This window comes from Paenibacillus sp. MB22_1 (genome assembly GCF_047200555.1).
GTDB lineage: Bacteria > Bacillota > Bacilli > Paenibacillales > Paenibacillaceae > Fontibacillus > Fontibacillus phoenicis.
Genome location: NZ_JBLADV010000002.1, coordinates 1,662,421 through 1,681,009, shown reverse-complemented (window position 1 = coordinate 1,681,009; position 18,589 = coordinate 1,662,421). Strand labels below are relative to the sequence as shown.

Annotated in this window: 20 protein-coding genes; 6 read left to right on the top strand and 14 right to left on the bottom strand. The window is 55.5% G+C overall.

The annotated features are described in order from the left end of the window. Window positions 1-62: 62 nt before the first annotated feature. From ACL02P_RS19660 to ACL02P_RS19650, 3 genes are all read left to right on the top strand, one after another. Window positions 63-1,817, top strand: coding sequence for an ABC transporter ATP-binding protein (locus ACL02P_RS19660; RefSeq protein WP_260070097.1), 1,755 nt, complete (start codon window positions 63-65; stop codon window positions 1,815-1,817). After that, the gene (locus ACL02P_RS19655; RefSeq protein ID WP_260070098.1) at window positions 1,807-3,642 is read left to right on the top strand and encodes an ABC transporter ATP-binding protein; all 1,836 of its coding nucleotides are present in this window, start codon (window positions 1,807-1,809) and stop codon (window positions 3,640-3,642) included. The genes ACL02P_RS19660 and ACL02P_RS19655 overlap by 11 nt, the downstream gene beginning before the upstream one ends. A 129-nt stretch (window positions 3,643-3,771) precedes the next feature. Further along, window positions 3,772-4,440, top strand: a complete 669-nt coding sequence (locus ACL02P_RS19650; protein ID WP_412837912.1) for an SGNH/GDSL hydrolase family protein — start codon at window positions 3,772-3,774, stop codon at window positions 4,438-4,440. 53 nt (window positions 4,441-4,493) lie between these two features. Here ACL02P_RS19650 and ACL02P_RS19645 read toward each other — a convergent pair whose 3' ends face one another. Further along, complete coding sequence (locus ACL02P_RS19645) at window positions 4,494-4,706, bottom strand: DUF378 domain-containing protein (protein WP_260070100.1); 213 nt, start codon at window positions 4,704-4,706, stop codon at window positions 4,494-4,496. 198 nt (window positions 4,707-4,904) lie between these two features. Here ACL02P_RS19645 and ACL02P_RS19640 point away from each other — a divergent pair, with 198 nt between their 5' ends. Continuing rightward, a complete protein-coding gene (locus tag ACL02P_RS19640; RefSeq protein ID WP_412837911.1) occupies window positions 4,905-5,597 on the top strand; it encodes a hypothetical protein in 693 nt (230 codons plus the stop codon). 57 nt (window positions 5,598-5,654) lie between these two features. Here ACL02P_RS19640 and ACL02P_RS19635 read toward each other — a convergent pair whose 3' ends face one another. Continuing rightward, window positions 5,655-5,843 (bottom strand): hypothetical protein, encoded by a 189-nt coding sequence (locus ACL02P_RS19635; protein ID WP_036644358.1) that lies wholly within the window; start codon window positions 5,841-5,843, stop codon window positions 5,655-5,657. 190 nt (window positions 5,844-6,033) lie between these two features. Here ACL02P_RS19635 and ACL02P_RS19630 point away from each other — a divergent pair, with 190 nt between their 5' ends. Further along, on the top strand, window positions 6,034-6,942 hold the full coding sequence (locus ACL02P_RS19630) for a DMT family transporter (protein ID WP_260070102.1): 909 nt from the start codon (window positions 6,034-6,036) through the stop codon (window positions 6,940-6,942). Window positions 6,943-7,314: 372 nt separating this feature from the next. Further along, a complete protein-coding gene (gene mscL / locus ACL02P_RS19625; protein ID WP_412837910.1) occupies window positions 7,315-7,710 on the top strand; it encodes a large conductance mechanosensitive channel protein MscL in 396 nt (131 codons plus the stop codon). A gap of 62 nt (window positions 7,711-7,772) precedes the next feature. Here mscL and ACL02P_RS19620 read toward each other — a convergent pair whose 3' ends face one another. The 12 genes from ACL02P_RS19620 to ACL02P_RS19565 form a co-directional block, all read right to left on the bottom strand. Continuing rightward, window positions 7,773-8,807 carry an SPFH domain-containing protein gene (locus ACL02P_RS19620; protein WP_009223802.1) on the bottom strand — a complete coding sequence of 345 codons (1,035 nt, stop codon included), beginning with the start codon at window positions 8,805-8,807 and terminating at the stop codon, window positions 7,773-7,775. A gap of 21 nt (window positions 8,808-8,828) precedes the next feature. After that, a complete protein-coding gene (locus ACL02P_RS19615) occupies window positions 8,829-9,632 on the bottom strand; it encodes a TPM domain-containing protein (protein ID WP_412837909.1) in 804 nt (267 codons plus the stop codon). Then, a complete protein-coding gene (locus tag ACL02P_RS19610; RefSeq protein WP_036644504.1) occupies window positions 9,629-10,660 on the bottom strand; it encodes a hypothetical protein in 1,032 nt (343 codons plus the stop codon). The genes ACL02P_RS19615 and ACL02P_RS19610 overlap by 4 nt, the downstream gene beginning before the upstream one ends. Window positions 10,661-10,700: 40 nt before the next feature. Continuing rightward, window positions 10,701-11,390 carry a PspA/IM30 family protein gene (locus tag ACL02P_RS19605; RefSeq protein ID WP_009223799.1) on the bottom strand — a complete coding sequence of 230 codons (690 nt, stop codon included), beginning with the start codon at window positions 11,388-11,390 and terminating at the stop codon, window positions 10,701-10,703. Window positions 11,391-11,573: 183 nt separating this feature from the next. After that, on the bottom strand, window positions 11,574-11,723 hold the full coding sequence (locus ACL02P_RS19600) for a hypothetical protein (protein ID WP_009223798.1): 150 nt from the start codon (window positions 11,721-11,723) through the stop codon (window positions 11,574-11,576). Between the two features lie 77 nt (window positions 11,724-11,800). Next, window positions 11,801-12,820: a PHP domain-containing protein gene (locus tag ACL02P_RS19595; RefSeq protein ID WP_412837908.1), complete on the bottom strand. Its 1,020-nt coding sequence runs from the start codon at window positions 12,818-12,820 to the stop codon at window positions 11,801-11,803. Window positions 12,821-12,837: 17 nt separating this feature from the next. Beyond that, the gene (locus ACL02P_RS19590) at window positions 12,838-13,671 is read right to left on the bottom strand and encodes an alkaline phosphatase family protein (protein ID WP_412837907.1); all 834 of its coding nucleotides are present in this window, start codon (window positions 13,669-13,671) and stop codon (window positions 12,838-12,840) included. Window positions 13,672-13,687: 16 nt separating this feature from the next. Continuing rightward, on the bottom strand, window positions 13,688-14,476 hold the full coding sequence (locus ACL02P_RS19585) for a DeoR/GlpR family DNA-binding transcription regulator (RefSeq protein WP_028538573.1): 789 nt from the start codon (window positions 14,474-14,476) through the stop codon (window positions 13,688-13,690). A 5-nt stretch (window positions 14,477-14,481) separates the two neighbouring features. After that, on the bottom strand, window positions 14,482-15,525 hold the full coding sequence (locus tag ACL02P_RS19580) for an ABC transporter ATP-binding protein (protein WP_412837906.1): 1,044 nt from the start codon (window positions 15,523-15,525) through the stop codon (window positions 14,482-14,484). Next, window positions 15,522-16,331: an ABC transporter permease gene (locus ACL02P_RS19575; RefSeq protein WP_412837905.1), complete on the bottom strand. Its 810-nt coding sequence runs from the start codon at window positions 16,329-16,331 to the stop codon at window positions 15,522-15,524. Before ACL02P_RS19575 ends, ACL02P_RS19580 begins: the two co-directional genes overlap by 4 nt. Then, window positions 16,331-17,251, bottom strand: coding sequence for an ABC transporter permease (locus tag ACL02P_RS19570; protein ID WP_009223792.1), 921 nt, complete (start codon window positions 17,249-17,251; stop codon window positions 16,331-16,333). Before ACL02P_RS19570 ends, ACL02P_RS19575 begins: the two co-directional genes overlap by 1 nt. 95 nt (window positions 17,252-17,346) lie before the next feature. Continuing rightward, complete coding sequence (locus tag ACL02P_RS19565; RefSeq protein ID WP_412837904.1) at window positions 17,347-18,483, bottom strand: ABC transporter substrate-binding protein; 1,137 nt, start codon at window positions 18,481-18,483, stop codon at window positions 17,347-17,349. Window positions 18,484-18,589: the final 106 nt, after the last annotated feature.

Genomic DNA, 18,589 nt, shown 5'->3' with positions numbered 1-18,589 from the left:
GACTGAATACAAGGAGGTCGAAGAATAACAATAACCTTTTCTGGGAAAGGACGGGATGCCCGATGCGGGGAAAAACCTTGTTGCTTAGCCACATGAAGTCGCATTTTCCGCTGTATTTGACGGCTGCGCTATGTCTGACGGCCGCCAATGTGACGTATTCGTATTTCCCGAAGGTCCTGGGGGATTTTACGGATCACCTCCAGCAAGGCGGGCTGACGAGAAGCGGAGTGGGCCGATACGCGCTGACTCTGGCTGCCATCGCCGTCGTTTATGGCCTGTGCTTCGGATTCGGGCAGTACATGAATCATCGCCTGGGGCGAATGTTCGAATTTCGTGCCCGGAACCAGTTGTTTCGGCATTTTACTCAATTAAGCGAAGCGTTCTTCTCGAAACACGGGATCGGCAAGCTGCTCAGCTACGTGATGAATGACGTCACCGGCGTGCGGGAGTCGATCGCCAACGGGTTGAACCAATTAACCAATGCGTCGGTGTTGTTGATCTCCGTCATTACGATGATGACAGTCAGCGATATTCCGGCGCTTTTGATCGTGGTATGTGTTTTGCCGCTGCTTGCGATCCCGTTTATCGTAAGCGGATTCGGCCCCAAAATCCGCGATAACTCGCGGAAGGTGCAGGAGTCGCTTGCAGCGATGACGGAAGCCGCGGAAGAACAATTTGAAGGCATCAAAGTGACGAAGAGCTTCGCGACCGAAGAGATTGCCCGCGCCCGGTTTGGGCAAACCGTGGACCGCATCCTAAGCAGCCAGCTGTCGCTGGTCCGGATGAGCTCGCTATTTCAGGTGCTGCTGCCGTTTACCGGCGCGGTTTCCATGGCCGTGGCCATCGCTTACGGCGGCCTGCTCGTCTCGCGTGGCGAGCTGTCGCTCGGCAATTTTGTTGCCTTAACCTTATACCTGCGGATGATAATGAACCCGCTTCGGCTCATCGGCAACGTGATTAACTTCATGCAGCGTGCGCGTGCTTCACTTGACCGGCTGAACCACCTGCTGTCTATGAAGCCGGACATCTACGATGAAACCGGGGCCCTGCCGCTGCCGGAGGATCCGCGCAGCCTCAGCATCGAGATCCGCGGATTGACCTTCACCTATCCGGACGCTGCCCGCGCCTCACTGCAGGACATTCATCTCCGGCTCAACCCCGGAGAAACGCTGGGTATCGTGGGCCGGACCGGCAGCGGTAAAACGACGCTCGTCAAGCTGCTGCTGCGGGTATACGATCCTCCCCGCGGCACGATCTTCATCGGTGGCCGCGATATCCGAAGCTTGAGGCTGGAGAGCCTGCGTACCCGGATTGCCTACGTGCCGCAGGACGGTTTCCTGTTCAGCACGACGCTCCGCGACAACATCGCCTTCTTCGACCGAACCTCCGAGCTGCGCAAAGTGGAGGATGCCTCAAGGCTGGCGGATCTCTATGACAACGTTATAAAATTCCCGAAGCGGTTTGATACCGAGCTGGGCGAACGCGGCTTGACGTTGTCCGGCGGGCAGCGCCAGCGGACCAGCTTGGCCCGAGGGCTGATCAAGGACGCTCCGATCCTGCTGCTCGACGACAGCGTCAGTGCGGTAGATTCCGTAACGGAGACGCGTATCCTCTCCAATCTGCAGGAAGTCCGTAAGGGAAAAACAACGCTGATCATCGCCCACCGCATCAGTGCGGTGAAACATGCCGACCGCATTCTCGTGCTGGACGACGGGCGGATTGCCGAGCAAGGAACGCATGAGCAGCTGCTGCAAGCCGGGGGCTTGTACGCTGACCTGCATCACCTGCAGGAAGGAGACGATCGCGATGTCAACTAATTCCGAAACGGCCGATACCCGCAGGAAATACGAGGTGACTCCGGAGCAGCGGCGGAAGGCGTTTGCGGCGCTGCTCGCCTATGCCAAACCGCACCGGAAAGCGTTCCTCGCCGTGTTTGGCTTTGCATTTCTGGCCATTTCCGCTGACTTGCTGCAGCCGTTCCTGATCAAATATGCCATCGATGAGAAGGTGCTGTTTGGCGTACACGGACCAAGCATCCTGCTTGGCCTCGCTTTGGCCTACCTCGCGCTTGAGGCGGTGAGCGGCGTGTTCTCTTATTGGCAGGCAAACCTGCTGCAACGGGCCGGGCAAAGCATCGTCGCCTTGCTGCGCAAAGACCTGTTTAAACAGATCACAAGGCAGTCGATGTCCTTCTTCGATCGCAACTCGGCTGGCGGCCTCGTCACGAATGAGTCAAGTGATACAGAGACGATCAACCAGTTTTTTACCCAGGTGCTGTTGAGTCTGGTCCGCGACGGATTATCGCTCATCTTGGTTGTCGTCTTTATGTTTGCGCTAGATGTCGAGCTGGCCTTATATTGTTTAATTCTCTTTCCAATCATCACGGTCATTGCGATCGCCTTCCGCAAGTATTTGCGCACCAGCTATCAGCGGGCCCGCTCGCTGCTGTCCCGGCTCATCGCGTTTACGGCCGAAAATCTGAGCGGGATGAGCTTGATTCAGTCGTTCCATCAAGAAGGGGAGCAAACATCCCGCTTCGGGGAGCGGAACACCGCTTATTTGAAGGCGAATCTGCGGGAAGTGCAGGCCACGGTCCTGTTTAACCGTTCCTTTGATGTGCTTGGCAATTTGTCGGTGGCCTTCGTCGTTTGGATCGGCGGCTTCGCGGTGCTGGGCCATCGCATCGAATTTGGTGTGCTGTACGCCTTCATCAGCTATATCCGCCAATTCTTTCAGCCGATCAACCAGATTACCCAGCAGTGGAATACGCTGCAGTCCACCATCGTATCGGTAGATCGCCTGTGGCGAATCTTCTCCGCTGAGCCGGAGGTGAAAGACCCTGCGCCGGAGGAAGCCAAGACGTTGCAGGCCCAGGCGGTTCGCGGGCGGATCGATTTCAATCACATCCGCTTCTCATACACGGAAGGCCAGGAGGTGCTGCATGGCCTCGACCTTCATGTGCGAGAAGGAGAGTTCATCGGCATCGTAGGCACGACCGGCGCAGGCAAGAGCTCCCTGGTAAACCTGCTGACGCGGTTCTATGACGTAGACGATGGCAGCGTCGAAATCGACGGCACGGACATCCGCCGCCTGCCGCAAGCCTCGCTGCATCGCATCGTCGGACTGGTGCAGCAGGACCCGTTCTTGTTCGCCGGGTCCATTATTGACAACGTCCGCCTCTTCCGCGAAGACATCAGCCGCGAAGAAGTGATCGAAGCCTGCCGGCGCATCGGCGCAGAGCCCATGATCATACGGCTGAAGGACGGCTACGACACCCGGTTGTCCAATCGGGGCAGCGGACTGTCCGCCGGAGAGCGCCAGTTGATCTCCTTCGCACGGATCCTGGTCTTCCGTCCGAAAATCCTCATTCTCGATGAAGCGACGGCGAACCTGGATTCCCAAACCGAGCTGTTGATCCAGAATGCCTTAAGCGTGGTGTCGGCTGGCCGGACAACGCTAGTCATCGCGCACCGGCTGTCCACCGTCCAGCACGCTGACCGCATCCTCGTGATCCAAAGCGGTCGGATCGCCGAGCAGGGCACGCACGAAACGTTGCTGGCCCGCGGCGGCTACTATGCGGAGCTGGTACGCCACTCACGGCAAGGTCGTGTGGAGTTGCAGCAGCTAGCGCCGCGCAGGTAAATCTATCAGGTATCATGCCTAAGGGCTGGTCCGAATGGAATCGGGCCAGCCCTTTTTTATAACCTGCACCTCCCCACCTGGCTCGCAATACTATAGTTGTAAAGTCTATCTTAGGTGGGTGACCTGGAGATGATTTACACCGCACTTGGGGATTCCATTACGTATGGCGATAACGCTTCCTCGCCGCGGCTGGCCTATCCTCAGTTGATCGTATCGGATTATAATCGCTCTAACCCCCGGCCTATCCGGGGTTATGTATTAGCCCGGTCCGGCTGGACCAGCAGCAATCTGCTGGACGCCGTGCTGTGGCAAGGCTCGGACATGATTAGAAGCTCCTCTGTCGTATCGGTCTGGATTGGCGGCGTCGATTTGGCAAATTCGGCGATTACGCCGCTTGTGAATGGCGGTCCGTTTCCGAATATGGAGCTGCTCTTCCAATTCCGCCGGAATCTGAGCGCCATCCTGGAGTGTATCCGCAAAACCAGCTCCGCCCGGATCGTATGCTGCACGCAGTACAACCCGTTCCCGAGCAGTTCACTTGCCGTCGAGTGGATCGGCCGCCTGAACCAGACGACTCATGGCATCGCCGCCGCTTACGGCGCCAAAGTCGCACCGGCGCACAAATGGTTCGAAGGGAAGCAAGCTGAACTGATCGACGGGTACCGAGGAGGCCAATTGGAGGACATCCTCGGCGGAACGCTGCCGATTCATCCGAACAATCGGGGGCATCGGGTGATTGCGAGCGGCCTTGCGCCCTATCTTTCTCCTAAAACCAATGTGTCTTCGAAAAAAAAATAGCCGGGATGCTCCCGCATCCCGGACTTCCCGCATACTTCCACGGATTCCCCGGCTTATCTGGCGACTTCATCGTCCGTGACATCGTTGAAGAACTTAAACGCATAGATGGCGCAAATGCCGACGAGCGTGTAGATGATCCGCGACATGGTCGAATCTTGCCCGCTGAAAATGCCTGCCACTAAGTCATATTGAAAGAGCCCCACCAACAGCCAGTTTAATCCGCCCACAATCAGTAGTGCGAGCGCTATTGCGTTTAACGTTTTCATTCCGGGCCAACTCCTCGGTCGAATTTTTTATTCATTAGTTAAATTTCCAAGTTGCCCAAAATTTATTCAGGTGCCGGCAAATATCACGAAACGGGCCAAAAATTGAGGAACAAGCACAGGCAGCGCACCAAATTCGGAAGTAAGATATATCGAGCAAAACGTCTACCGTAAAAATTTTAGCACCGAGGTGATCCTTGCATGGCAAGTTCGGCAAACATTCGCAAACGTGCGAAACAGCTGAAGGGCCAGCCGGTTCGCGTGGAATTGCACGACGGGCGTTCTTATATCGGATGGATCGCCGGGCTGGATGCGAACGGCCTGCTTCTCTCCTTACCCCCGCGCGGCAAGAAGAAAATGAAGAAAAAGAAGGCAGCTCGCAACAAAAAAGCACGCTCATCGGCTATCCAGCAGCCATTGGACAGCGGCTTCCCAAGAGATCCCCGTTTCGCCCAGGGCATCCGTCCCGACGTCGGCTGGGGGCTAGGCGGTGTGCCTATGGGATATGGTCCTGGCCCAGGCGGCAATTGGGGAAGACCCCGGGAACTGGGCTATTACGGAAACTTGAACGGAGGTTGGGGAAGACCCGGAGGTTATTATGGCTTTAGTGGAATTCCAGGAAGACCCGGCCCCGGACCCTTTGGCTATGGCTTCGCTGGAGGGCCAGGGCGTCCGCGGAGACCCGGGTTAATTGGCTTTGGCGGATCAAACGGAGACTCCGGCGGAACGCAGGAGCAAAACACGGAGACCTCTCCTTTGGAAAGACCCCGCCGGCCAGCCATTCTCGGAATGGTGCAAAAAGTGCAAAAATACGTGCCCCTGATGAAGATGGGCTATAACGCCATCAAATCGATTATCCCGTTGTTTAACGGCATCAAAGCCTTGATGGTCTGACCTATTAGGAATGGCTCCAAACAACAAAGAGACGCAAATCCTGCGTCTCTTTGTCTATTACTTGCGGCGGTTCTTCGAAAATCGGGTATACACGATCAAAGCGGCGAGCATCATCGCCACGAATCCGATATTCCCGGCAGCTTCAGTCGACATTCCAAACAAGATGCAAAGGTTCGTCACCAAACCGTTGGTCAGCAGCGCGATCAAGATCAAAAATACCGGCCGCCACAAGTTATATCCTCTCATACCGCGACACTCCTGCCCCTTTATTTTCAACGAATCTATGATTTCATGTTAGTAGCATTTTACCATAAGTAGAGAGCGTTTGCATTTTTACGGGGTGCGGCCGGCTCACGGTAAGTTTTTTCATAGACACTCCCCGCAGGCTGGTTTGTATAATCAGTAAGATTGTTATTTTCATGGAAGGAGCAAAGACATGTGGTTTCTATTTGCACTACTGACGTCTCTAGCTTGGGGGAGTGCCGATCTGTTCTATAAAAAAGGCAGCGACAGCCGGGACCCGTTCAGTCATCTGAAAATCGTCGTCATGGTGGGTCTGGTGATGGGGATTCACGGCACAGCTTATCTGTTGATCCAAGGGCTGTCCTTTGATCCGATCGATATGATTCGTTATTTGCCGGTATCGGCGCTGTACATCTTATCGATGGCGATCGGCTACTTCGGGCTCCGGTACATCGAGCTTTCCATCGCATCGCCGGTACAGAACTCGTCCGGGGCGGTGACAGCGATCCTGCTGTATCTGTTCTTCCCCCATGATCTCGGATGGATGGACATTACAGGGGTAGCGATCATTACCTTCGGCGTTGTAGGGCTGGCCATTCTGGAGAAGCAGGAAGAGCGAATGGCTCTGAAATCCGGGACTGAGAACCTTAACGCCAAATATCAAATCGGCGTGATGGCGATCACCTTTCCGCTGCTGTACTGTCTGCTTGACGGCTTAGGCACGTTTGCCGACGGCATTTATCTGGACGAGCTGAAGCTGATTGGGGAAGATGCTGCACTTCTGGCTTACGAGTTCACGTTTTTCCTGTGTGCTGCGGTGGTCTATATCTACTTGGTTGCGGTCAAAAAACAGCGGTTCAACCTCTGGAGAGAACGCGTCAAAGGCGTTGCCGCGATCTTCGAGACGGCCGGCCAGTTCTTCTACGTATTCGCTATGGCCAGCAACGCCATCGTGGCGGCTCCGCTGATCGCTTCGTACAGCGTCTTCTCGGTGATTTTATCCCGCCTGTTCCTTAAAGAACGGCTCAGCCGGCTGCAATATGCAGTCATCGTACTCGTGCTGGCGGGGATCGCCTTGCTTGGCTTGGCGGACGAGCTGTAGGGTGAGGCGCGGGACCTCGGCAAGGCGAGCATCGGGCCGAGTGAGGGGCCGCGTAACGAGTTGGCCGCAGTAGCTATTGCTGTAACTGCTTGCCTTAACACGTAACGGACCGTAATGACCTTATTCGCACATTTCCCGGGTATTTCCCAGTGTAACGGACTTCACGGGCCTTATTCGGCTTGGAGAGCTGCAATTCACGGTGACTACCCTTAAATAACGTCATCTCTGTCCGTTACGTTCCAGAAGTCCCCGATGGCTCCCTATTAACGTCTCTAGTGTCCGTTAGAACACCCTGCCTTCCCTCCTATGGACTAGCACCGGTTCGCTTATGGTATACTGCTAATAATATGCCAAAAAGAGAGGTACTCCGTCATGTGGAAAGAATTCAAAGCCTTTGCGCTCAAAGGGAACGTGCTGGATCTAGCCATCGGGGTCATTATCGGTGCCGCCTTCGGGAATATCGTGACTTCCCTGGTCAACGACATGCTGATGCCGGTTATCGGGTTGCTGGTAGGCGGTATTAACTTGAAAGAGTTACAGTTTCAATACGGAGACACGGTGTTGAAATACGGAGCTTTCCTGCAAACCGTCATCGATTTCTTTATTGTCTCCTTCTCCATCTTCCTCTTCGTCAAGGGTATCAACAAACTGAGACGCAAAGAGAAAGAGGAGCCCAAGTCCGAAGCGCCGCCCGTCCCTTCCAAAGAAGAGGTGCTGCTGGCCGAAATCCGTGATTTGTTAAAGCAAAGAGCGTTGGAGGAGAAGTGACTCCTTTGAAGCCAAAAACCCGCCAGAGCCGTTTATGCTTAGGCGGGTTTTCTCGTATGCGCCTACACCAGCTTCTGCCCGCAATTCGGACAGAAGTTCGCGCCTTCGTTCTTATTCCCGCAGTTGGGACAGAAGTTCGGCCGCTTAGAGTCCGCTTCCGAGGCGGAAGGCGCTGCAGGTTGCGACGGTTGGCTCGCCCCCGAGTTTTGCGACTGGGACTGCGGCTGCGGATGATCTTTCCCCTGACCCGGTTCCGGATTCAGGTTTTTCATCATTTCCTTGGCCAGGTTCATCCCCATCATCATCCCCGCCATATCCGAAGCGGCCCCGCCGCCTTGCACCTTGCCTGAGGCGATGCCGTCCGTCATGCTGACCTGCTGGTATTTCGCTAAATTGCCGATCATTTCATGCGACGCCGTCTTCGTGATCATCTCCTGAATTTCCTTCGGATAACTGAAGCTCATCACCTGGAAGCCTGTGATGGCCAATCCGTCGTCCATGACCTGCATATCGAGGTCTTCCCGAATGCCTCGTGCGATCTCCGCGGCGTTGGCCTGCAGATTAAACATATCTTTGCCTTCCCGGCTAATCCACTTCATCAGCAGTTGATCGAGCACGGAGGTGATCCGAAGCTTGACGTCCTCCACCAAATAGCTTTGCTTGACCCCTGCAATCTTATCGATTAAGGTCACATAGTCGTTGACCTTGAAGTTAAACGTGCCGTTCGCACGAATCGGCATCCCCCCGGGGAGCTGCGGCGTAGGGATTAACACCGGATTTTGCGTGCCCCACCGGACGGTAAACTCCTTCGTATTGACGAACAACACCTCAACCCGCATCCCGCTGTTGAAGCCAAACTTAAACCCCTTCAGCGTGGACAGGAACGGCACGATCTCCGAGGCAATGTTATATTCGCCTTCCTCCTTAAAAATCCCCTCGATTTTCCCGTTATTCATAAAAATCGCGTCCTGCCCCGAGCGGATGATCAGCTTACTCCCTTTTTTAATTTCACGGTTGCTCCATTTCCAGAAAATCATGTCGTCCCGGAATTCTTCCCACTCCACGACATTGGCAAATTGGCTCTTAAAAAAACTCATCAGCTCTTCCTGCCCCTTCCTTTAAAATGATCCTCGGCTTCCGCTATGGGAGTGTCCGCCGCTGGTTGTACCGCCGCCGCCACCTCCACTGCTGCCACCGCCGCCGCTGTTGCTGCTCTCAATCTTCGTCTTCGTTACCGTCGTATGCAGATAATTGTCTTGTCGCCAAATGACGCCGGAATTGGCCGAATCCTCATAGGTACGACCGCTCACCGTGATCCGACCGCCGCTTCGGAACGCCATCATGAAGACGACCCCCGCCCCGATCACCAGTGCAATCACAAGCTGAATGCCGGTGTTGAACAGCGGGTTATCCGGATTCACCCCCGGCCGAAACTCCGCGTACCGGTAGGCCGTGCGTATGTATTCTGCAAACGCACCGTGATAATCGCCTGCGGACAGCATCGGGGTAATCTTGTTGCGGATTTTGTCCAAACGGCTGTCGTCCAGGTATTTCTCCCCTTTATAGAACCCTGCCAGATATAGATCCCGGTTCAGCATATCCAGCGTCAAAATCACGGCGTTGCCATGCGGTTTGTCGTAACCCGGAGCCCGTTCATCGTAGAAATCCTCCGTCAGCTTCACAACATCCTCGCCTTCAGGATTGTCCGTGGTATAGATGATGATGTCGAGCTCTCTTTTGGGCCCATATTCATTCGCCAACGCGTTTAGGTCTTCAATTTCTCCCGGAGAGAGAAGTTCGGCCTCGTCATAAATCAGCTGCTTATTCGCAAGCGGCGATTCAGCCTGAGCCGTTAACGGGGTCAGCATATTTAGCATGATCAAGAGCAGCAACGAGTACACCACGACCCCTCGCTTGTTCATAAGAATACGCCTCCCCACAGCCAGGCCAATATTTTAAGTCCAACAAAAGAGAGGGCCGAAACGCCGGCAAACCATGCCGCCATTTTCCCTTTGCTTAGCGGCGGCTTTCCGACCACTTTGCCTGTTTGGCCGTTCATCGCGAACGTGTACTGCTTCCCCTTGTAGTTGTAATAGACCATCCAGACCGGAAGCAGCACATAATTCGCTCGTTTGACCGTCGTGTCGATCTGTTTGTCCACGTAGCTTACCGTCGTGTATTCGGAAACGGTTGAAGAAATATAGGATTCGATATAAGGCATTGTTTTTTCCCGAGCTCTCGGGGTAAGCTGCTCGCTGGTATAGTTGTATTTTTCTGCAATGTATCCCGCAAGATATGGCGTCTTAAACGTCTTTAATTGGTCGTAGGGAAAAGGCTCCAGCTTATCCATCAGCTCATCGTCCATCTTCGCCGAGGCATCGATCGGCAGCCGGACATAATTCAGCCGAATTCTCCGGTAAAACTCGTAATGATCGGTTTCGGTATATTGATAATCGCCTCGGCGATAGCTTCTTACCTTCGTTCCTCGGCCGCGAACATCGATATTGTTCAGCAAATCGTACAGCCAGAACGGCACGTACATTCCGGTAATCCCCTGGATGCGGTTCGCGGTCATGAAGCCGCGGGGCGTAAGCAGCCCTTTTCGGCACCATTTCTTGAAAGCCGCCATCGCTTCTTCCTTGCTGATCGCAAAAGGGATCACCTGCTGCGGCGCCAGCTTCCCGGTCAGGCGATCGCTAAGCACCACAGCGGAACCGCAAAAGCTGCACGTCGTTGCGCTGGTTTCCGGCTCCGTTACGATGACCGCCCCGCAGCTTTCGCAGTGGTATTCCCGAACCTCGTCCTCCGTGAACACCTGTTGCTTCAATGGGTCGGGAAGTTGTTCGATGTTGTCCTTGCGACCGCAGCTTGGACAGGACAGCATACCTGTTGTGCTGTCAAACGTCATGCCGCTGCCGCAGCTCGGACATTTGTATTCAATGACCGGCAAATCGTTCACCTCAATCCATCCAAAATCAAGTTCAGGTAGCTCATTTATTTAATTTCGCCTTGAGCGCCGCTAGTTCATCTTCAGGAGTCGATGCTGTTGCTTCCTCCGGCTTCGCTCCCGCAGCATTGCTCTTCTCCAGCTCCGCGAAGATAGCGTCCAGATCGTCTTCCTGCGATCCCGCCCGAAGCTCCGCCAAAGCCATCGCTTCATTCAACGCTTGATCGGCCTTCGCCTCCAGCTCGCGAAGCGCCGCTTCTGTTCCCCCAGCAGCCTGGGCCTTGTTCAACGCAGCGGCCTCTGCCAGCTTGCTCTTAAGCGTCGCTTGCCGCGCTTCCAGCTTCTGCAGATCGGAGACCAGCCTCTCCTCCATCTGCTTCATCTGGGCGGCCTGATTCGCTGCTTGCTCATAGGCCGTCTGCAGCTCCTGCAGCCGTTCCGCCTGCTTCGCCTTCCGCTCCAGGAATTTTAGCGCGGCAGATTCATCGCCCGATTCCACCGCCTTCTCCGCATACCGTTGCAGCTTCCGGACTTCCTCGGCGCATTCGTCCAGCGCGCGCTTCGCCCGGTCTTCCGCCGCCTGAACCGCAGCTGACTCCGCCTTGACCTGCCCTAAATCCAGCCGTAATTGACGCAGGTATTCATCCACCGTCGCCGCCGGATCCTGCGAACCCTCCAGCATGGCGGAAAGATTCGACCGCATCACATCTTTAAATCTCGACAACATCCCCACTTCCCGTCCCTCCTTCAGTTGGTCACTTACTTAATAATACATCAGATCCAACCGATTGGTTTCATTGCGGTACCAAAGGCAGGGCAAAATTAAAACGCCCCTAAGGGCGCTATCCCGTACAAGCGTTATCGCAGACCGCATGAACCATGGGATCAACCGATCCTCAAATTCGCAAATGGCGTTCTAGTGATTTGGCTGCTCTTTTTTCTCGGAATATGCGATCAAATTGACCTTCTCTCCGATGGACTGCTCGATTTTTTCTTCCAGCTTCCGAATCTCCTGAACTAACGACTCCCGGCCTTCCAGATCCGTGAATACGTAATCTTGCTGCATGATGCACGCTCCTCCCTGTTTTTTAGGTAACTTGCGCGGAAAAGCGTGGTTCTATGCAGGCGAGGTTGGCAAGCCCCCTACTTGGCCGCTGTGTGATTTGCGAAGATCGGCACCATCCGCCGCTTCCCGTCTCGAAACACTGCCAGCTCCTTGTATCCCTGATCGATCGCATCGGCCAAGGCCGTATCAAGCAGCGTACCGATATCGTCCGGAAAATGAGCGTCCGAGGATAACGTCAGCGGGACCCCGTAATGGGCTAATACGGACAGAAACAATGGGCTTGGGCAACTCTCCGCGATAGGATAGCGGTATGCGAGACCGGTATTGATCTCCGTAGCTACGCCGCTTCGCGCCATTTCCTTGGCGATGCTCCGGTAATACGGCAGCAGCTTCTTCTCATCTACCGGCCGGAACCCAAACACCTTCAAGTTATCCGGGTGCGCGATGATGTGAAACAATCCTGAGACGCAGGCCTGCCGCAGCAATTCATAATAATCTGCGTACGTTTGCACAGGGTCCCGGCCGTCGAAGCCTGTCTTGGCCTCCGGATTGTCGAACCCCCATCCTTCCAGGAAATGCACCGAGCCAATCACGTAATCCCAGTCATAACCCGCCAAAATTTCGCCCAACTCCGCTTCGCCGCCGGGGAAGAAATCCGCCTCGATGCCAAGCGCGAGATCGGGCCGCGTCTTCTTCGCTTCCGTCACAAAGTCAACGAAATCCTGGATGGAAGCTACGCACACCTGATCCAACCAGGCCCGTTGCAGCTTGCCAACCCGGCTGTCGTCCAGCAGCATGTGTTTTTCGTAATATGGCCGACACTCCCGGAACCGGTATAAATGATCAACGACGCCAAACTCCTGAATTCCGCGTTCGCGTCCCCGGATCAAGTAGCGATCCAACCACTCTTCGCTATAACATCCCTTCTCCATCCGCCGGGACAACAGCTTTGTCATTTCCTCGGCATATTCGATCGTATGATGCCCCAAGGCCGGATCCGGCCCCGGCTCGGTCGCCGCCAACCCTTGCAGTGTACGCGAAAGCCAGCGCAAGGAATACGGACCTTCCTCCAGATGAAAATGCATATCAACCTTCACCCGCAAACTCCTCCTGTCTACTCCCATTTCACCATGGCCTCGGAAGGCTCGATTCCTAGATAATGGCACATCAGCGGAGCCAAGTAGAGCTGTGACAGCCCCTGATCGCCCTGGAGCTTCGGCGAAGGAATCGGCAGCTCACCAAACACATACAGCGGAACGTTGCGCTCCTCCGGCTGAGTGCCGCCGTGTTGCCCCATCGCGTTCATCCCGTGATCGGATGTGACGATAATCTCATACCCTTGCGATCTCCACAGCGGTACCAGCGTAGCCAGAATCCCATCCACCGTCCGGACGGCGCCCTCATACTGCTTGCTTTCCCCGCCGTGCTTATGCCCCATATCGTCGATGTTCATCGAATGGATATACAGGAAGTTGGGGTCGTACGTTGTGCGCAAATGCTCCGCATCAAGGAACAGATGGCTGTCCGGATAGTGATCCTCGAAATAAAAAATCCCGTGCTGTATCGGCTGCCTCTCGTCATGCTGATGCCGGTCGGTCACCGGGTTAAACGGCGCACGGTTGTACAGCTCGCTAACCCAGTGGTACGCAGCGGCAGCCGTTCGTAATCCCGCGGCGATGGCAAGGTGAAACACGCTTTGCTCCCGGCTTAGCCTGCTGATATGGTTCGCCGTAATGCCGTTTCGGGCCACCGGCGTACCGGTCAGCAGCACTTCATAGAGCGGGCGTGATAGGCTCGGAAGCTGCGACTGCACTTGATAGCAGGCCGCCTCCCCTTGCTCTACAAGATGCTCCATATACCCGAGATACTTGCGGGCCGCATCATATCTTAATCCATCCAGCACAACCACAACGAGCTTCTTGGCTTCTGCTGCCTTTGCGAATGACATCCATCTCTCTCTCCCTTCAGTTAGTGGCCTCGATCCATTGAATGCGATGGCCGCGCAGCGTCTGCAGCCATTCCTTCGGGGCGGCAACGTCGCTGACAATGGCGTGTACTTGGCTCAGCGGCGCGATCTCCACGAATGCTTCCTTGCCCAGCTTTGACGCATCAGCCAGCACAATCGTACGGGATGCCGCCTCGATCATCCGGCGCGACATGCCCGTTTCATCGACGTCATAATCGCTGATCCCCCGCTCCAAGGATATCCCGCCAATGGAGATAAACGCCTTGTCGACCCGGAATTGCGACAGAATGTGCTCGCCAATTGTCCCCGATAACGACTGCTGCTCCGGATTTAATTCCCCGCCGACCACAAAAATCTTCCCGGAAAACCTCCCGCCATTCAGCGACTCCATCAGGTGATACGCCACCGCCAGCGAGTTCGTCAGGATCGTCAGCCGCTCCCGGCCGGCGATCGCCTTGGCCATCTCCAGCGTTGTCGTCCCGATGTCGATGGCGATGGTGTCCCCGGATTCGATCAGCTCGGCAGCAGCGCGGCCGATCCGCTCCTTCTCCTCCGCCTTGTCCTTCTGGCGCTGCAAATACGGCGGCTCGTAGCTGGTCAATTTGGGGAGGACCGCACCGCCGTAGACTCTTTTAGCCAAACCTTCCTTCTCCAGCAGGATCAAATCGCGGCGCACGGTCTCCTCCGATACGGTAAAACGATGCGACAGCTCCGGGACCTTCACCTGTCCCTCCTGCTTCAACTGCTCCATAATGACGCGCTTGCGCTCCTCAGATGAAATTGACAACTTGCCTAAGCCCCTTCCTTCTCTAGCTGCAGCAATTGCGCGTGATCCATAACGAGGGTGACAGGGCGGTTCTCCTCGAACCGCCGAGAGCGTCCATCGTTCAGCACATCCACCGTCAGGCGGATGCCGGCGGCATCGATGGCGTAACGAATAACGTTGCCGAGGATCGACGCCGAGTGAACGTTGCCCTCCACGATGGGCTTGCCCGCATGGGCCGGGTCAGCCGCTGGCTCCGGTCCAATAAGCGAGAGCGCCTCCGGCCGGATGGCGTAACTCTCCGCATCGCCGGGCACCGTGCCGAATAGCCGTAACGCTTCGGCCCGCGTCAGCACGTTATAGCTGCCCATGAACCGCGCAACGAACTCCGTTGCGGGCTTGGCGTACAACTCCTCCGGGGTCCCTTGCTGTATGATATTCCCCTGGTTCATCAGGCAGACCCGGTCGGACAAGGTTAACGCTTCTTCCTGATCGTGCGTGACGAAGATCGTGGTCATGTTGAATTGCTTCTGAATCTCGCGGATTTCTGTGCGCAGATTTTTGCGAATTTTCGCATCAAGCGCGCTGAGCGGCTCATCCAACAGCAGCACCTTCGGACGGACGGCCAGGGAACGGGCGAGCGCTACGCGCTGCTGCTGTCCCCCCGACAGCTGTGCGGGATAAGCGTCCCGCTTATCGGTCAAATCGATGAGCTCGAGCAGTTCGCTGGATCTCTGGCGGCGTGCTTCCTTGGCCATGCCGCGCATCCGCATGCCGTATTCGATATTTTCGCGGACCGTCAAATTCGGGAACAAGGCGTACGATTGGAACACCATGCCGATCTCCCGACTGCGGGGAGGCAGGTTGACGATGTCCTTATCGTCCAGCCAGATCTGCCCTTCGTCGATCTCCGTCAGGCCGGCGATGCAGCGCAAGAGCGTGCTTTTTCCGCAACCCGAAGGCCCGAGCAGCGTAACCAGCTCCCCTTCGCGGATATCTAAATTCACACGATTCAGCACCGCCGCCGATCCGAACTGCTTACGGATCCCTTCCAGCTTCAGATATGGCTTCATTCCGAAATCCCCCTGTTTACTTGTTTGCCGAGCTTCATCAAGACCATGGACAACGCCAGAATAAACAAAAAATACGAAATCGCAATCGCGCTGGCCAAATGCCCGCTTTCATTCATCCGCCGCGACAAATACACCTGGATCGTCTGAATATGACCGCCCACCAGCATGTTCGTCATGACAAACTCCCCAAAGAGGACGGAAAAAGACAGCAGCGTCGACGTCACCACCCCCGGCCAGATGTTTGGCAAAATCACGGTCACAAACGCCTTTATGCGGCCGGCGCCCAGCATCTCCGCGGCATTCAGCAGCTCTGGTGCCGATACGGTGAGCAGGCTGTTGCGGATACCCTGATACATATAAGGCAGGACGATGACGAAATACGCGCCGATCAAAATATAAGCGGTCCCCGAAATATTCATCGGGCCGGAGGAATACGCTCGGATCAGCCCCACTGCGGCAACGACGCCGGGCACAGCATAAGGAAGCACGACAATTCCCTTCATGAAGCTCTCCATCCGGGGCAAATAGACGGTGATAATAAACACTGCCGGCAGCATGACGGCTAGGCTAAGCACGATGCTGATCGCGCAGAGGTACAGCGACTTCCATAACGCATCCAGAAAACGCGCATCCTGAAACATCTCACCAAACCATTCCAGCGTCCAGCTTTCCGGCAGAAGGGTTGCTTGCCACTCTTTCGCAAACGCGTAGATCATCGTTGCCAGCAAGGGAAGCAGCAAGTAAATCATGAGCAGCGACATCAGGGTGTGCGGGGCCCAGCCTGCTTTTTTGCTTGAAGTCTGCATCACAATTCCTCCTTCAGCGCAGGCGACTTCAGCTTTGTCCATTTTCGCTGATTGCGGACCTTCTGTTCCGCCGAGCCGGGTTGGAACCGGTGCAGCCGCTGAGTCATCTTGTGGTTCAGGTACACCGCCAATAGCGTCGACAGGCCTAGGATTACTGCCAGCGCATTCCCCAGCTGCGGCTCGGTTACAACGTCACCGGAAACCAGGTTGCCAATCCGTACGGCGAGCAGGTTGAAGTTACTTCCGACGAGGGCATAAGCAGTCGCGTAAGCACCCATGGCATTCGCGAATAAAATCCCCAGCGTACCGAACACGGCCGGCAGCAGTACCGGAATCCCGATCGTTCTCCAAAACTGCCAAGGACTTGCGCCCAGCAGCGATGCCGCCTCTTTCCATTGCTCACGAATGCCGTAAAACGAAGGGTACAGCAGCAATAAAGCCAGGGGAACCTGGAAATAGACATACACCAGCACCAGCCCCGACCAGCTGTATAAGTTAAAACCGGCAAGCACGTCCCAGCCCCACTGCTTAAAGAGCAAAGTAAATACCCCGTTACTCCCCAGCAGAATAATGTACGCGAAGGCGAGCGGTACGCCGGCGAAATTCGATGTCATATTGGACACCATGATCAGACGGTCCCGCATCCTCGGTGCAAATCGCGTCACCGCGTAAGCGCAGGCCAATCCAACGACAATCCCGATCACGCTTGAAAAGACCGAAATCAGCAAGCTGTTCTGAATCGCTTTGAGATAATACTCGCTTTGAAAAATTCGGGTGTAATACCCCAACGTCATTCCGGCGCCGTCCTCCAGGCTGACGCTTCCCGTAATCATCGACACGATTGGCACCAGCTGGAACAAGGCCACCATGACGACGAAAGGAACGAGCCCAAGCAAATACCGGCGATTTTTCCGCTTCACGCCACTCCCTCCTTGTTAAAAAAAGGGGCGCCTCCCGTCCAAGACGTTTGACGCACCCCTTCAAATGGTTGAACACGGGCCCGTGATTTGCCCGATTAGTTCATATGAACGAGCACGCGCTCCTGCCACAGCTGCGGCAGCTTCTTCGCCGTTTCTTCCCAGGCCTTGTAGTCGCTGACCGGTTTCACATTGGCATAGGCCTCAGCCGGCAGCAGCTTGGCAGCAACGTCTTCCGGAAGCTGCACGCTATCGCGGATCGGACGGGCATAGCCCCTCGCCAGGTTGATTTGGCCGGCATCGCTCAAGATGTATTCCCGCGTCAGCTTGGCGGCATTCGGATGCGGCGCGTATTTGTTGATGATCGTGGCGTATCCGCTGACCACGCTGCCTTCCTTCGGAATCGCCACGTTAAACTTGTCCGCACCGCCCAGTTGATCGCGGTAGTTCAGGGCATTGAAGTCCCAGAACAGGGTCACTTGTACTTCGCCCTTTTCGATGTTGGCCAGCGAAGCTTCCGCACTGGACAAGCGGCCTTTTTTCGCCAAGTCTTCGAAGTAAGCAATCCCCGGCTCGATGTTTGTCTCGTCCCCGCCGTAGGCGATGGCGGCCGCCAGCACGGCCATTTGCGCTTGCGCAGCTTTGGTCACATCGCCAACGATGATTTTGTAGTCGTCGTTCTTCAGGTCTTCCCAGCTTTGCGGCGGATTTTTGACCAGGTCCGTGTTCGTGAAGAATGCGATGGAACCTTGGTAACCTACGACCCAGTGGCCGTCCTTGTCCTTGGCCCAATCCGGGATTTCGTCCCAGTACGAGGTTTTGTACGGTTGAGTTACGCCCTTATCCACCGCAACCGGACCAAATGCGATACCGACGTCACCGATGTCCGCGGTCGGCTTATCCTTCTCCGCTTCGAATTTGGCGATCTCTTCGGCGCTCGACATATCCGTATCCGTGTGATCCAACGAATACTTCGTTTTCAGATCCGACCACGTATCTTTCCAGTTCGCCCATGTGTCCGGCATGCCAACGCTCACGACGGAACCTTCTTCTTTGGCCCTCGCTTCCAGATCGGCCAGCGAGAGCTCTTCCGCCTGCGCCGCCCCGCTTGTATCCGTTGCAGCTGCGTTACTCCCGTTGCCTCCGTTGCCCCCTGCACCACAAGCGGCCAGCATCAATACAAACAAGGATAAAACCAGACCCAGCGCTAACTGCCTCTTTAATCCGAATTTCATGGTTTCTATGCACTCCCTGTGGATTATTGTGGGTTCGCTATGTATTTCTGTTGATTTCGACCCAAGAAGAGTATAGGTTTTGACTGTTTACGCTGGATTAATGGAG